Below are 15,965 nucleotides of genomic sequence, written 5' to 3'. Positions count from 1 at the left end.
ATTTTGAACAAAACCAACCTCAAATTTTATAAATCGCTTAAACAATTCACATCTACAGTTTTTGTACTGCTTTGTTCGATGGTTTTATGGTCCCAGGAAACTCCTCAGGATTCGGTTAAAACAGGTTATAGCTTGGGGACTATCAAGGCTCCAAACCCTAATAGTATTGAATCTAAGTATACATACGATTCTGTAACAAATCGCTACATATACACAGAAAAGATAGGGGACTTTAATATAAAATATCCTGTTATTTTAACTCCAAAAGAATATTATCGGCTCGTTGCTAAAGAAAATATTAAGTCTTACTACAAAGAAAAGATTGATGCCTTAAGTGGGAAAGTAGGTGAGGAAGGACAAAAAAACCTATTGCCTGAATTTTATGTTAAGTCGGATCTTTTTGAAACTATTTTTGGTGGTAACACTATTGAAGTAGCGCCTCAAGGATCTGTTGAAATGGATTTAGGAATATTGTTTTCCAAACAAGATAATCCTTCATTTTCACCTAGGAATAGAAGTAATTTTACGTTTGATTTTGATCAAAGAATCAATTTGAGTTTGATTGGAAAAGTCGGGACCAGGCTTCAGGTAAATGCCAATTATGATACCCAATCTACTTTTGATTTTCAAAACCTTATCAAGCTAGAATACACTCCAACAGAAGATGATATCATTCAAAAAATAGAAGTTGGTAATGTAAACATGCCTTTAAACAGTTCTTTAATTACAGGGGCACAGAGTTTGTTTGGGGTCAAAACCCAACTACAGTTTGGAAGAACTACAGTAACAGGCGTTTTTTCAGAACAAAAATCGCAAGCCAACACCGTAGTTGCACAAGGAGGGGGTACTGTTGAAGAGTTTGAATTATTTATTCGTGATTATGATGAGAATCGTCATTTCTTTTTAGCACAGTACTTTAAAGATACTTACGATGCTTCTTTAGCAAACTACCCATTTATAAACAATAAAGGGCTTCAAATTACAAGAATTGAAGTTTGGGTAACCAACAGAAGTAATAGAACAGACAACGTTAGAAATATTGTAGCGCTTCAAGATATAGGAGAGTCTAGTAGTGATCCAGACAAAATAGGATCTGGAGTTAACATATTTTTGCCGGATGCCTTACCAGATAACAAAAACAATGCTTTTGATCCTACAGATATTGGGGGGGCAAACTCTCAATTGACGGATGCCATCAGAGATGTGGCTACTGTACAATCTGGATTTTTAGTTCCTAATATGAGAGAAGGGTTTGATTATGGTAAGTTGGAAAATGCTAGAAAACTAATTGATGGTCAAGAATATACTTTAAATAGGGAGCTAGGTTATATTTCTTTAAATCAACGTTTGAATAATGATGAAGTTTTGGCTGTGGCATTCCAATATACACTTGGAGGGGCGGTATATCAAGTTGGTGAGTTTGCCAATGATGGTGTAGATGCAACCAATGTTACAACGAATAACACAGGACAAGTAACAGCTGTAGTAAATACCAATTTGGTGTTGAAAATGTTAAAGAGTGCCGTAACTAATGTAGACCAACCGGTATGGAACTTGATGATGAAGAATATCTATGACACGGGTGCTTATAATTTAAGTCCTGACGATTTCAAATTAAATATTTTCTATAACGAAGCGTCTCCTTTAAATTTCATAACACCAGTAGGAGCCAGTTTTGACTTAGATATTAATGGAAATCCGGTTAGTGCAAGTACACCTGAAGAGAATTTACTGGAAAATGTACCATTATTAAGGGTTTTTAATTTGGATAAACTTAATTTCAATAATGACCCACAAGCCAAAGGAGATGGCTTTTTTGATTTTTATCCAGGAATAACCGTAATCCCCCAAAATGGAAAAATTGTGTTTACTAGTGCAGAACCTTTTGGTGAGTACCTTTTTAATGTATTAGGTGGTGGAGACTATAAAGACGATTTAAGCTATAATGACAATCAGAAAAAGTATGTATATGACATACTATATAAAAGTACTAAAACAGCCGCTCTGGAAGAGGTTGAAAAAAATAAGTTTAAACTAAGAGGGCGCTACAAGTCCTCTGGAGGCGATGGAATACCATTGGGTGCTTTTAATGTACCTAGAGGTTCGGTAAGAGTCACTGCTGGAGGTAGAGTGCTTGTAGAAGGTATTGATTATACGGTTAATTATCAGTTAGGACGTGTTCAGATTTTGGATGAAGCCCTCAAAGCATCAAATACGCCTATTGAAGTATCAACAGAGAACAATGCTGTCTTCGGGCAACAAACCAGGCGCTTTACGGGGCTAAATGTAGAGCATAAGTTTAATGATGATTTTGTGTTGGGTGCCACACTCTTAAACCTTAACGAGCGTCCTATAACCCAAAAGGCTAATTACGGTACAGAACCCATTAATAATACTATTTTTGGTATGAATGGGAACTATGCTTCCAAAGTACCTTTTTTAACCAGGTTGGTTAATAAATTACCTAATATTGATACCGATGCCGAATCTAATCTTTCTCTAAGAGGTGAATTTGCTTATTTAGCCCCTGGGGCACCAAAAAGGACCAATCTTAATGGAGAAGCTACCTCGTATATTGATGATTTTGAAGGAACCCAAAACGCCATAGATTTAAGAGCGCAACAATCCTGGTTTTTGTCTAGTAGACCATTAGATTTAATAAATTCACCAGGTGATGATAACAATGGTATTCAAAACGGGTATGGTAGAGCCATGTTAAACTGGTACACCGTAGATCCTATCTTTTACAGTAGTCAACGTCCGGGAGATGTGTCAGATAATGATGTGTCAGATATATTTACAAGTAGAGTATTCATTGATGAACTTTTTCCTCAAAGAGATTTAGTTCAAGGACAAAACGCTACTATTTTTACATTAGATTTAGCCTTTTATCCTAATGAAAGAGGGCCTTATAACTTTGATCCTACAGCATCCAGTGGAATCATAAATAATCCTAGTGAAAGTTGGGCTGGAATTACAAGGCAGTTAACTTCAACAGATTTAGAGCAGGCCAACGTAGAATATATTGAGTTTTGGTTACAGGATCCGTTTCAGGAAAATCCCTCAAATCCAGGGGGTAAGTTGGTGTTCAATCTTGGTAATGTTTCTGAAGATATTATTAAAGATGGTCGGAAGCTTTATGAAAATGGGTTACCAGATGACGGAGATGTGAGTTTATTGCCCACAACAACTTGGGGAACCGTTGTGCCCCAAAACCAATCCTTAATTTATGCTTTTGATACTACAGGAGATAAAAGGGATAATCAAGATGTAGGGTATGATGGCTATGATGACGCCGAGGAAGCTGCTGTTTTTGGATCAAATTTTGGAGCGGATCCAGCAAATGATAACTACACCTATTTCTTAAATGCTTCAGGGAATATTTTTGAGCGATATAAGCAATACAATGGCGTTCAAGGTAATACGCCTGATACCTTTACCAATACCGATAGAGGCGCTAATACGCAGCCTGATGTAGAGGATATCAATCGTGATAATACTATGAATACGATTGATAGTTATTATGAGTATGAACTTGATATTACCAGACAAAATTTACCATTAGATCAAGGAGAATTTGAAAACCTACCTGCGACTAATCCTTTAAGAGATTTTATTAGAGATTTTAAAAACAGACCAAGAACATTGCCAAATGGTGAAACTAAAAATATAAGATGGTATCAATTACGAATTCCAGTTCAAGGTAGTCACGTTAAGTCGGTTGGAGGTATTAGTGATTTAAGATCGGTTAGGTTTGTGCGTATGTATCTTAAAGAGTTTTCAGAAAAAACCGTTTTCAGGTTTGGTACACTTGATTTAGTTAGAAGTGACTGGAGACGTTTTAATCAAGCATTAGATAAAAATGATGCAACACCTGAAGATCCTCAAACAGATTTTTCTGTTGGCGTTATTGGAACTATTGAAAACGAAGGTATTTATAAACGTCCGCCAGGGATTGAACCTGAGGAATTGTTTAATAACAATACCGTTATAGAACAAAACGAACAATCGTTAGTTGTTGATGTTTGTAATTTAGAAACTGAAGACTCCAGAGCTGTTTTCAAAAACATTAACATCGATATGCGTCAGTTTAAACGTTTAAGAATGTTTATGCATGCCGAAGGTGATGAAAGTACAAGTCTAGCAAGTAATGAAGTAGTTGGATTTATTAGAATTGGTAACGATTTAAACGATAACTTTTATCAAATAGAATTGCCATTACAAGTATCTACTTCAACAACTAGGGAAGGGCTTTGGCCAGAAGAAAATGAAATTAATTTACCAATTGAGTTATTGGGACAGATTAAGTCTAATGGTATTTCAGATGGTACGCTTTCTGATGAAGATCCTACATTTTACGATGTTGTAGGTAACGATTTAGTTTTAGTGACAGATCCTTTTTCTGGTTATGTGGCAGGCCAGCATAGAATAGGAGTTAAAGGAAATCCAAACTTTGGAGATGTAAGAGCCTTAATGGTTGGTGTAAAAAATGCTACGAATAGAAATGATGTTTGTGCTCAGGTTTGGTTTAATGAACTGCGTTTATCTGATATGGACAACGAAGGTGGTTGGGCTGCTGTTGTAAGTATGGATGCCAATGTGGCAGATTTCGCCACCATTAGTGCGACGGGAAGACAAAGTACTTCCGGGTTTGGCTCTTTAGAGCAAGGGCCTAGTCAACGTAGTTTAGAAGATGTTAAACAATACGATGTTGTCACTAATGTACAAGTAGGGCAACTATTGCCAAAAAGATGGGGTATTCAAGTGCCATTTAATTATGCTCAAAGCGAAGAGTTAATAACGCCAAAGTACGATCAGTTTTATGAAGATTTAACTTTAGAATCCAGATTAAATGCGGCTAACAGTAACGAGGAGCGTGAGACTATTAAGCAACAATCTGAGGATTATACAAAGCGTCAAAGTATCAATTTTATAGGTGTTAGAAAAGTAAGGACTTCAGAAGAAAAAATACCGCGTTTTTATGATGTGGAGAATTTAACACTCAACTATTCTTATAATAAAGTAGAACATAGAGATTTTGAGATAGAAAACTCGGTTAATAAAACGGTTAGAGTAGGTGCCAATTATGCGTTCAATTTCAACCCAATAAAAGTAGAGCCATTTAAAAAGAATGATTCTTTGTTTACTGGAAAGTATTGGAAACTATTAAAAGATTTTAACTTTAATTTATTACCTACAAGTTTTACAGTTAATACAGATATTAATAGACAGTTCAATAGACAAAAGTACAGAGAGATAGATTTGGGAGGTTCTAATATTGGCATTGAAGAATTGTTTAGAAGGAATTATAGTTTTGATTTTCAATACACCATAAATTATAATGTAACAGAGGCATTACAATTTAACTTCACGGCCGCCAATAATAACATTGTTAGAAATTACTTTCTTAATGATGATTTAATTGCTGGAGAGCAAGATAAAGATTTAGATGTTTGGGATGGTTTCTTTGATGTAGGTGATCCTAATAGGCAAGTACAAAACTTAGGATTAACATATCAATTACCTATTAAAAAGATTCCTGCCTTTAGTTTTATAGATGCAACTTATCAGTATAACGGTACGTTCCAATGGCAAAAAGGATCAGATCTTTATGGTAATATAGAGTTGAATGGGCAAACTTATGATTTAGGAAATACCATTCAAAATTCTAATATGCATACAATCAATTCGTCATTAGATATGAATAGTTTGTATAAATTCATTGGTTTGGTAAAAAGACCCGTTAGAAATGTTAGGCGAGCTAATACCGGACCGCCTGGAGCAAATACTAACAATGCCAACCAAAAAAGGCCTAAAAACAAACAAGCTACTAAAATTTTAAACGCTGGGGTTGATATTTTAACCAGTATCAAGCGTATTCAATTTAATTATTCTGAGAACAACGGAACCTTTTTACCAGGTTACACTCAAACGCCTGGATTTATTGGAACTTTAAAACCTTCGGCAGGATTTACTTTCGGGAGTCAAAGCGACGTGAGGTTTGAAGCGGCTAAAAGAGGTTGGTTAACGCTATTCCCAGAGTTTAATCAGCAATTTTCAACAACTCATACCAAGAATTTTGATTACGCTGCTACTTTAGAACCCATTAGGGATTTAAAAATTGATGTGGTAGGTAGTAGAGCTTATTATGAAAACTATACAGAAAATTATAGAATTGATGATATTGGAGGTGCTTTTCAGTACCAGTCATTAACACCAAATACTTTTGGTAATTTTAATATTTCTACAATGCTAATAAAAACGGCATTTAGCAAAAGTGATGAAACAAGCTCTGATGTCTTTAATGATTTTAGAGCTAACAGACTTAAAATAGCCGAACGTTTGGCCGAAAAGTTTTATGGTACCACTACCTATGCCAGAAATCCAGATGATGGTTTTCCGCTAGGTTTTGGTAAAAACAGTCAAAAGGTATTGTTGCCAGCATTTTTGGCGGCCTATCAAGGTCAAGATGCTAGCAATGCTAAGTTAACGGCCTTTAGAGATGTGCCAATTCCTAACTGGGATTTAAAATATACCGGTTTTATGAAATTCAACTGGTTCAAAAAACGATTTAAGCGTTTTTCATTAACCCATGGATACCGCTCTGGTTATACTATTGGCCAATTTAGAACTAATTTAAATTTAAATACAAACCCTGACGACAATGAGGCCCCAATACCAGAAGTTGATTATGCTAGTCAGCCACAAGAAGCATTAGACCAATCTGGAAATTTTAAAAGTGAACGTATATTTAGTAGTGTTAATTTAGTAGAATCATTTAGTCCGCTGGTAAGATTAGATTTCGAGATGAAAAACTCAATAAAAATCCTTACTGAAATAAGAAGAGATAGAATGTTATCATTGAGTTTTGATAATAATTTACTTACTGAAGTTTTGGGTAATGAATATACGCTTGGGTTAGGGTACAGAATCAAAGATTTAAGTATCCGCTCAAAACTAGCAGGTCCACAAAAGCGAATTGTAAGTGATTTAGATATGAAAATGGATATTTCTGTTAGAGATAACAAAACCATAATTAGATATCTAGATTTAGAAAACAATCAAGTAACCTCTGGCCAAACCATTTGGGGCTTGAAATATACTGCAGATTATGCGTTTAGTAGGAATTTAACCGGTATCTTTTATTTTGATTATGCATTTTCAGAGTATGCAATATCAACAGCATTTCCGCAAACTACAATTAGGTCTGGTTTAACACTCAGATATAATTTTGGTAATTAACTATTATAAGTTTGAAATTCTATTTTGAATAAATACTTTTGCTTAAAATAATAACATAATTAAAATGAATATTCCATCAGAATTAAAATATACAAAAGACCACGAGTGGGTTAGTATTGAAGGCAATATTGCTACCATAGGTATTACAGATTTTGCACAAAGTGAATTAGGAGATATTGTTTATGTTGAAGTTGAAACATTAGATGAAACTTTATCAGCCGATGAGGTTTTTGGTACTGTTGAAGCTGTAAAAACAGTGTCGGATTTATTCTTGCCGCTTTCCGGTGAAATAATTGAGTTTAATGAGGCTTTAGAAGATGAGCCTGAAAGTGTAAATTCAGACCCTTATGGAAACGGATGGATGATTAAAGTGAAGTGTTCAGACTTGTCTGAGGTAGAAAACCTAATGTCTGCAGATGATTATAAAACCTTAATAGGTGCTTAAAAGGGGTGTTTTTGTAGCTACCATTGTCTATACCATATTTATAATTGTTGCTAGTTTAATTAAACTTGATAACTTTCCTAAAGTTGAAATATCGTTTGGCGACAAAATCTTCCATTTTCTAACCTATGCGGTATTAACAGTATCATGGTTTTTTTCATTTTCATTCACGTTTAAAGTAAAAATTAAAAAAGCACTTTTATCAGCAGTATTATTGTCTGTTATTTTTGGTATAATTCTTGAAGTATTACAAGATAGCTTAACAGTATATAGAGCATTAGATATTTATGATGTTTTTGCTAATACTTTAGGAGCATTGGCAGCATTAGTAATATTAATGAAAGCAAAAAGTTTACACGTTAAAAACTAGCAAACTCTTGCTTTTTTGATAAATAAATAGTTATTTTAGCAACCTTGATAAACGATTAATTATGGAACCGAAAAAAAGTACAAAAGCTAACGTAGGGCGTAATAGTTCTCTTTACTTCGCAATTGGTTTAGCGTTGATGTTATTTTTAACAAATTATGCCATTAATTATAAAACCTATGATAAGTCTGATATCGATATAGGTCAATTGAATTTGGATGAAGAATTGGAAGAAGAAATTCCAATCACAGAGCAAATACAAACGCCACCACCGCCACCACCGCCACCAGCGGCACCAGAGGTTATAGAAATTGTAGAGGATGAAGAAGAAGTAGAAGAAACGGTTATCGAGTCAACCGAAGTTGATCAAGAAACTGAAATTGTTGAAGTAGAGGAAGTTATAGTAGAAGAAGTTGAAGAAGATATCGACGTGCCTTTTGCAGTTATTGAGAACGTACCAATTTTCCCTGGTTGTGAAAAGGGTGATAATAATGCTAAAAGAGCCTGTATGTCTAAGAAAATATCTGATTTTGTAAACAAAAAGTTTAATACAGATTTGGCTGGGGATTTAGGTTTGTCTGGAAGACAACGTATCAATGTAATCTTTAAGATTGACAAAACAGGTGCTGTAACAGGTATTCGAGCCAGAGCACCACACCCTGGTTTAGAAAAAGAAGCTAAAAGAGTTATTGGTTTGCTTCCAAAAATGCAACCTGGTAAGCAACGTGGTAAACCTGTAAATGTTCCATATTCGTTACCAATTATATTCCAAGTTCAGGATTAATTGAACTAAATTTTAAAGCTACTTAGCAGAGTCTAAGCTATCATATAGAATCCCGTTACAAATTTTGTAACGGGATTTCTTTTTGGTATGCTTCTTGTGATTTTAACATAATATTAACCAGCCTACTTTTTGTGGGCTACAAACTGTAATTAATTATGAGAAATCTAAAAGACTCTCGCAGTCTCATTCGGCAAAATGAATCTGCGAAAAAATCAAAAAAGCATGACGCAAATTTACAAAAAAACTCTACCCTGTACTTTCAAGTTGGACTAATAGTTTGTCTGTTGGTTACCTACGGATTGTTTGAAATGACATTTGAAACTACCATTCCAATAATAACTGAAAGGTGGGAACCTGATGATAATTTTAGTATTGAAATTCCCATAATTAAACCAGAACCAAAACAAGATGAACCTATTATTCAAAAAAGAGTCGTAAATCCCACAAAATTTGTTCCTATTAAAGATGATTACCCTACGATTTTTGAAACGCCTATTATAAGAGATAATCCACCACTAAATCCGGATGATATTGTTTTAGTTGAACCCCCTGTTGACGAGCCACCAATAGACTTTATAAAAGTTGAAGAAGTACCCATTTTTCCGGGTTGTGAAAAGAAAAAAGGAAGAGAAGCTAAAAGTAAGTGTATGTCTGATAAAATAACCAAACTCATCCAGCGCAAATTTGATATTGAGTTAGCCAATGAATTAGGACTTACAGGTGTTCAAAAAATACAGGTGCAATTCAAAATTGATAAAACAGGCAGAGTATCTGATATTAAAACACGGGCTCCACATCCATTGCTTGGTAAAGAAGCCAAAAGGGTAGTTGACTTAATTCCAGATATGACACCCGGAAAGCAAAGAGATAAACCTGTAGCAGTAAAATACAATTTACCTATCAACTTTAATGTACAAAACTAATCTATAGCATAACTTTTAGAATCTATCAACGCTATCAAACCTCTTGGTAGCGGTTTTTAATTATTCTCAAACGTCTTGTCAAAAAAAATATACTATCTTTCAACTTTAAATAAATTCTTAATCTTTTTCCATGATAAGATTTGTTGTCCTATGTCTACTTTTATTGCCAATTGTCGGGTTTTCACAAGACGATTTTTTAAATGAAAAACCACCAATCTTTCCAGATTGTGAGGGTGTCGAAATTAATGCTTTACAACGTTGTTTTGATAAAAATGTATACACTCTTATCTATGAGAAATTTGAAGTGCCACAAAAAATTTTAGATGAGAAATATAAAGGGCAAATAGCAGTGCTTTTTGAAGTAGACGTTACGGGAACATTTAAAGTTATATATGTAGATGGCATCTACAAAGAATTAAAGGATGAGACTAAACGTGTGTTTAGTGATTTTCCTAAAATTATCCCGGCAACCTATAATGGTAGAAATACCTTTAAGCAATACGCCATTTCAATTCAAATTCCGTTGGTAAAACAGGAACCAATCACACAAGATTTAAAAACAGAGAAACAGGTTTCTAAATTAGAAGAAGTTTCAAAACAAGAATTTGATAGAGTTAATAAAGGATTGCAGGCCTATGATAATAAACGTTTTTCAAGTGAATTAAATATACAGTTTATACATAGTGACTATGCCCAGTTTGATAGGGCAATGAATTTACTTGGCACCAATAGTCATACGGCATCTAAACCATTTTTATATAGTGAAGTTTCTAAGTATTATGACTTTGAATCCCAGCACAAAGCACTTCTAAAAAACACTGAAACTTGGGCAGGTAAAAAGCTATGGAATGAACACTTAGTTCAGGTTCAAGGAAAAGATTATTGGTTTATAATAGATCCTGTGTTCGATTTACAAATTGGTAAAGACACAGAAGCCGATTTTAGCTCAACCTATAATAACACACGTGGTTTTGTAGTTCAAGGTGGGTTGGGTAAAAAGTTTAATTTTTATTCGGCAGTGTTTGAAAGTCAGGGGCGTTTTGCAGATTACGTAAATAGGTATGCTGAAAGCTTAAAAGCATTTGGGCCAGATCCTGCCATTATTCCAGGGCGTGGTATTGCTAAACGGTTTAAAACAGATTCTTATGATTACCCTGTGGCTGAGGCTTACTTATCGTATTCACCAGGTAATTTTTTGAATATACAATTTGGGCATGGTAAGAATTTTATAGGTGATGGCTACCGTTCGTTACTGTTAAGCGATGTAACCAGTCCACACCCATTTTTAAAGCTAAACACTAAATTCTGGAAATTAAAGTACACCAATACGTTTATGTGGATGAAGGATGTTCGTGATGAGGTGGTTCAAGATAAGGCCTTTTTAACCAAATATGTAGCTAACCATTATTTGAGTTGGAATGTGTCTAAGCGATTTAATTTGGGTTTGTTTGAATCGGTGCTTTGGACGAATAGTAATGACAGAGGCTTTGATGTAAATTATTTAAACCCTATTATTTTTTACAGAGCCATTGAGTTTGAAACTGGGCAAGGTGCTGGCAATGCTTTGTTAGGAGCTACAGCAAAATATAAATTTAGTGATAACGTAAATGCCTATGCACAATTTATCTTAGATGAATTCTCATTAAGCGATATTAAAGGCGGTGAAAAAAGTTGGAAAAACAAGTATGGTTACCAAATAGGGATTAAATATTACAATGCTTTTAAGGTTGATAATTTGTTTTTGCAGTTAGAATATAACAGAGTTAGACCTTACACTTATTCACACAATACCATCGTTTTGAATTATGCCCATAATAATCAATCGTTGGCACATTTGTGGGGTGCCAATTTTAGTGAATTGATTTTAATTGGTCGTTATTGTCTTAACCGATGGTTTGCCGATGCTAGATTTATTTTTGGGAACCGAGGTTTAGATTTTAACAACGGAACGGATAATTTTAATTACGGGGGCGATATTTATAGAGTAGAAGGCGATAGGCCTTTCGATACAGGTGTTGAAATTGGGCAGGGTATAAAAACCAAATCTTTTTATGGCAATTTACAGGCTGGTTATGTGGTTAATCCCGCTTCAAACCTAAAATTGTTTACAGACATTACGGTCAGAAATTTTGACCCTAATGCTACTACTACGACCACCTTTAGTAATAATACTGTTTGGTTTAATTTTGGTTTAAGAACCGATTTGTTTAATTGGTATTTCGATTTTTAGTGTTGTCATCCTGAACTAGTTTCAGCATCTTATCTTATTTTGCAAATAAACCCATTGCCAAAATACATTAATAAAGTATCTTTGCACTCGCAAAACAAACAGAGTATTGGGTAGGTCAAAAACTTCAGTAGCAACACCTTCGGTAATTTCAGATTTTAAGGAAATTACAAAAATGGGTCTCTCTTTAAGTGTGGTATTCTCATCACTTGCTGGATATTTATTAGGTGTTGATATTATCGATTTTAAAACTTTGGTGCTTTTAGCTTTGGGAGGCTATTTTATGGTAGGGGCTTCCAATGCCTATAATCAAATTATTGAAAAGGATTTAGATGCTTTAATGCATCGTACTAGAAATAGACCAATCCCTGCTGGCCGTATGTCGGTCACAACAGCATTTATAATAGCCTCAATTTTCACCCTTTTAGGTATTGTTGTTTTATACACCATTAATAAGCAAACAGCTATGTTTGGTGCTATTTCTATTTTTTTATACACCTGTGTGTATACGCCTTTAAAAACCAAAACCCCCTTAGCGGTTTTTGTGGGGGCTATACCAGGAGCCATTCCTTTTATGTTGGGTTGGGTTGCAGCCACCGATGATTTTGGTATTGAACCAGGCACTTTGTTCGCCATTCAGTTTTTTTGGCAATTTCCTCATTTTTGGGCCATCGGCTGGTTTTTATACAATGATTATGAAAAAGCAGGTTTTTTTATGTTACCCACTGGAAAGCAGGATAGAGGTACCGCAGTACAAACCATCATGTATTGTATATGGACGTTGGTAGTATCTATTATACCTGTTTTTGGTTTTACAGGAACTTTAAAACTATCTGTGGTGGCAGCTATTTTAGTTGGTACTTTAGGTTTAGGAATGGTGTATTATGCGTTTAGGTTATTTAAAGAAATGACCGAAAAAGCAGCAAAGCAATTAATGTTAGCAAGTGTGTCTTATATTACATTGATACAAATAGTATATGTAGTTGATAAATTTATTAGATAACTCATGGATTTAACTCAAGGAACTCCGCAAGAAAAGAAAGCAAGAGCTAAAAAAATGATGCTCTGGTTTGGTATCATTTCATTAATTATGTCTTTTATGGGATGGACTAGTGCCTTTCTTGTTAGTAAATCAAGACCAGACTGGTTGAAGGATTTTCAATTACCAGATGCCTTTGTTATAAGTACCATTTTAATAGTTGTTAGTAGTTTTTCATTCATAGCAGCAAAAAAGACTTTAAAACAAGACAACAGACCAGCTACTACATTATGGTTATTAATTACCCTAGTTCTGGGTGTAGCTTTTATAATGTTTCAGTTAAAAGGGTTTAATGAAATTATAAATATGGGCTATCATTGGACAGGGCCAACAAGTAATGTTAAGGTATCTTATATTTACTTAATTGCAGTGGTGCATATATTACACGTGGTAGCTGGTTTAATTTGTTTATTTGTAGTAATTTATAATCATTTTAAACAGAAGTATAGTGCCGAAAATTTGCTTGGGTTTGAACTAGCTGCTACATTTTGGCATTTTGTTGATATACTGTGGATTTACTTGTTTTTGTTTCTATACTTCGTGAATTAAAAAAAAGCACATTTTTAAGGAAAAAGAACATTCTTTTTTTTGTTTTATGAAACTGATATTTATCATAGTTTAAAATTTATAGGTTATATTTCGTTAGATAAATAAAATGATTATTTTTGTGCAACTTTTAAATAACAACCTTTATATATGAGTACTACAGTTGTAAATGCTGAAGCAGAAGGGAAAACTTGGGGAGGTGGCAATCAACCTTTAAAAGCAAGTTACGGTAAAATGATGATGTGGTTTTTCATCGTTTCAGATGCACTAACATTTTCAGGGTTTTTAGCAGCCTATGGTTTTTCTAGATTTAAGTTCATCGATTCATGGCCAATTGCCGATGAGGTATTTACACACGTACCGTTTTTACATGGTCAAGAATTGCCAATGATTTATGTGGCATTTATGACGTTCATCCTTATTATGTCGTCTGTTACCATGGTGTTAGCGGTAGATGCTGGACATCATTTAAATAAAGCTAAAGTTACCCTATATATGTTTTTAACCATTATAGGTGGTTTAATATTCGTTGGGTCTCAAGCCTGGGAATGGGCAACGTTTATTAAAGGTGATTATGGAGCTATTCAAACTAAAGGAGGTAATATTTTACAATTTGTAGATACCAATGGACATAGAGTAGCTTTAAGAGATTTTGCAATTGCTGACACACATGATGAAAGAACTGCTCATACTCGTGATAATGGTTTATGGTTTGTTTCTGAAGGATCTTTACCATCATACACAGTAGATGAAGTGTATGCTGGTTTAGAAGCTAACGAGAATATACTAGTAAGAACTCAAATCATTAATGATGAGGGCGAAAAAACCGTTTTATCAAGAGAAGAGTCTTTAAAACAAATAAAAGAAAACGGTACATTAGTAGTGGAAGGCGCAAATCTTCACGTGAATGAATATGGTTCGCCACTATTTGCAGATTTCTTTTTCTTTATAACAGGTTTTCATGGTTTCCACGTATTTTCTGGTGTAGTTATTAATATCATTATTTTCTTTAATGTGATATTAGGAACTTACGAAAGACGTAAAAGTTATGAAATGGTCGAAAAAGTTGGTCTTTATTGGCACTTTGTAGATTTAGTTTGGGTTTTTGTATTTACATTCTTCTACTTAGTTTAATTAAAAAAGTATATTAAAAATTATGGCACACGCGCATAACTTAGCAATATTAAGAGGTTTAATAAAATTTAAGAGCAACACTCAAAAAATTTGGGGAGTTTTAATATTATTATCTATTGTAACTGCAGTTGAGGTTATATTAGGTATATATAAACCAGATAGTTTAATGGCTCATGTTTTAGGAATGAAGCTTTTAAACTGGATTTTTATCATTCTAACCATTGTGAAAGCATATTATATAACATGGGATTTCATGCACATGCGTGATGAAACCAAATCATTAAGACGTATGGTGGTTTGGACCGCCATTTTCTTAATACTTTATTTAATATTCATTTTATTACAAGAAGGTGGTTACGTTTTTGACGTGTATAAAGATGGGTTTATAAAAAGAGACTTTTAAATAATATAATCTATGTTAAAATATAGTTTAAAAGGTGGTTTATAAGAACCACCTTTTTTATTTTTGCATGATTCATTTCAAGACTTAATAAGCAATTATTTAATGGACTTAAAGCAAGTTGGGAGGTATATAGTTTTAGGGGTTTTATTTTTCCTTCCAGTAACCTTTTTGTTGTTACTTTATCCAGCTACACATAACTATACCCCATTAGACATTGTAAATGAAAAGGTATTAGAATTGAGCGCTTTCAGTGCTGATTCTGAAGAACCCATCCAGCTTAAAGAACATATCACGGTTCTTGGTTTTTTTGGTAATAACCCAATGGATAAATCTACAGCTGCTTCAAACTTAAAGGAGTTGGTTTATGATAAGTTTAAAGGTTTTAAGAAATTTCAAGTAGTCATTGTATTGCCTACAGGAGCAGAAAATATTGCCAAAGAACTAAAACGAGAAATTAGCCATTATGAAGACCTTAAATTTTGGCATTTTGTTTTTGGTTACCCTGACGATATCTTAAAAATTTATCGAAGTTTAGAGAGTACTATACCATTAGAAAATGAATTGGCAACAGATTATGTGTATATTATTGATAAAGAGCTTAACCAACGCGGACGATTAGATGATAGAGAAGACCGCGAGATTGAAAAAGATAAACCTGTTTATGGATTAAATGGTTATAATTGTGTTGAGGTGGCTATCATCAAAAATAAAATGAGTGAAGATATGCGCATCTTATTTACCGAATACAGACAAAAGCGTAAAGGAGAGTTCAATTCTGATATAAGAAGAGCTAACGATTTAAAATCTAAAGAACAATAAGGTAAGTTGAAAGTGATTCCGATAGTAATTGAAACCTAT

At 34.0% G+C, this 15,965-nt stretch carries 11 protein-coding genes; all 11 read left to right on the top strand.

From position 1 onward, the window contains the following. Positions 1-3 precede the first annotated feature (3 nt). The 11 genes from sov to DFQ02_RS05860 all read left to right on the top strand — a co-directional run bounded on the left by sov (position 4) and on the right by DFQ02_RS05860 (position 15,926). Entirely contained in the window at positions 4-7,242 is a 7,239-nt protein-coding gene (gene sov / locus DFQ02_RS05910) for a T9SS outer membrane translocon Sov/SprA (protein ID WP_394342995.1), read from the top strand. Positions 7,243-7,306: 64 nt separating this feature from the next. After that, positions 7,307-7,687, top strand: coding sequence for a glycine cleavage system protein GcvH (gcvH, locus tag DFQ02_RS05905; RefSeq protein WP_116040085.1), 381 nt, complete (start codon positions 7,307-7,309; stop codon positions 7,685-7,687). Next, a complete protein-coding gene (locus DFQ02_RS05900) occupies positions 7,680-8,054 on the top strand; it encodes a VanZ family protein (RefSeq protein WP_116040084.1) in 375 nt (124 codons plus the stop codon). The genes gcvH and DFQ02_RS05900 overlap by 8 nt, the downstream gene beginning before the upstream one ends. Before the next feature lie 61 nt (positions 8,055-8,115). Next, the gene (locus tag DFQ02_RS05895; protein WP_116040083.1) at positions 8,116-8,835 is read left to right on the top strand and encodes an energy transducer TonB; all 720 of its coding nucleotides are present in this window, start codon (positions 8,116-8,118) and stop codon (positions 8,833-8,835) included. 155 nt (positions 8,836-8,990) lie between these two features. Continuing rightward, positions 8,991-9,758: an energy transducer TonB gene (locus tag DFQ02_RS05890; protein WP_116040082.1), complete on the top strand. Its 768-nt coding sequence runs from the start codon at positions 8,991-8,993 to the stop codon at positions 9,756-9,758. Positions 9,759-9,888: 130 nt separating this feature from the next. Next, entirely contained in the window at positions 9,889-11,988 is a 2,100-nt protein-coding gene (locus DFQ02_RS05885; protein WP_116040081.1) for a gliding motility protein RemB, read from the top strand. A gap of 106 nt (positions 11,989-12,094) precedes the next feature. Next, the gene (gene cyoE / locus DFQ02_RS05880; RefSeq protein ID WP_116040080.1) at positions 12,095-12,988 is read left to right on the top strand and encodes a heme o synthase; all 894 of its coding nucleotides are present in this window, start codon (positions 12,095-12,097) and stop codon (positions 12,986-12,988) included. 3 nt (positions 12,989-12,991) lie between these two features. Continuing rightward, a complete protein-coding gene (locus DFQ02_RS05875) occupies positions 12,992-13,573 on the top strand; it encodes a cytochrome c oxidase subunit 3 (RefSeq protein WP_116040079.1) in 582 nt (193 codons plus the stop codon). Positions 13,574-13,720: 147 nt separating this feature from the next. Next, a complete protein-coding gene (locus DFQ02_RS05870) occupies positions 13,721-14,704 on the top strand; it encodes a cytochrome c oxidase subunit 3 (RefSeq protein ID WP_116040078.1) in 984 nt (327 codons plus the stop codon). A gap of 22 nt (positions 14,705-14,726) precedes the next feature. Further along, on the top strand, positions 14,727-15,107 hold the full coding sequence (locus DFQ02_RS05865) for a cytochrome C oxidase subunit IV family protein (RefSeq protein WP_116040077.1): 381 nt from the start codon (positions 14,727-14,729) through the stop codon (positions 15,105-15,107). Between the two features lie 102 nt (positions 15,108-15,209). Further along, the gene (locus DFQ02_RS05860) at positions 15,210-15,926 is read left to right on the top strand and encodes a hypothetical protein (protein WP_116523806.1); all 717 of its coding nucleotides are present in this window, start codon (positions 15,210-15,212) and stop codon (positions 15,924-15,926) included. Positions 15,927-15,965: the final 39 nt, after the last annotated feature.

It is taken from the genome of Seonamhaeicola aphaedonensis, assembly GCF_003386195.1.
Classification (GTDB): Bacteria; Bacteroidota; Bacteroidia; order Flavobacteriales; family Flavobacteriaceae; genus Seonamhaeicola; species Seonamhaeicola aphaedonensis.
The sequence above is the reverse complement of the archived record's forward strand: the minus strand, read 5'-3'. Positions and strand labels throughout refer to the sequence as shown.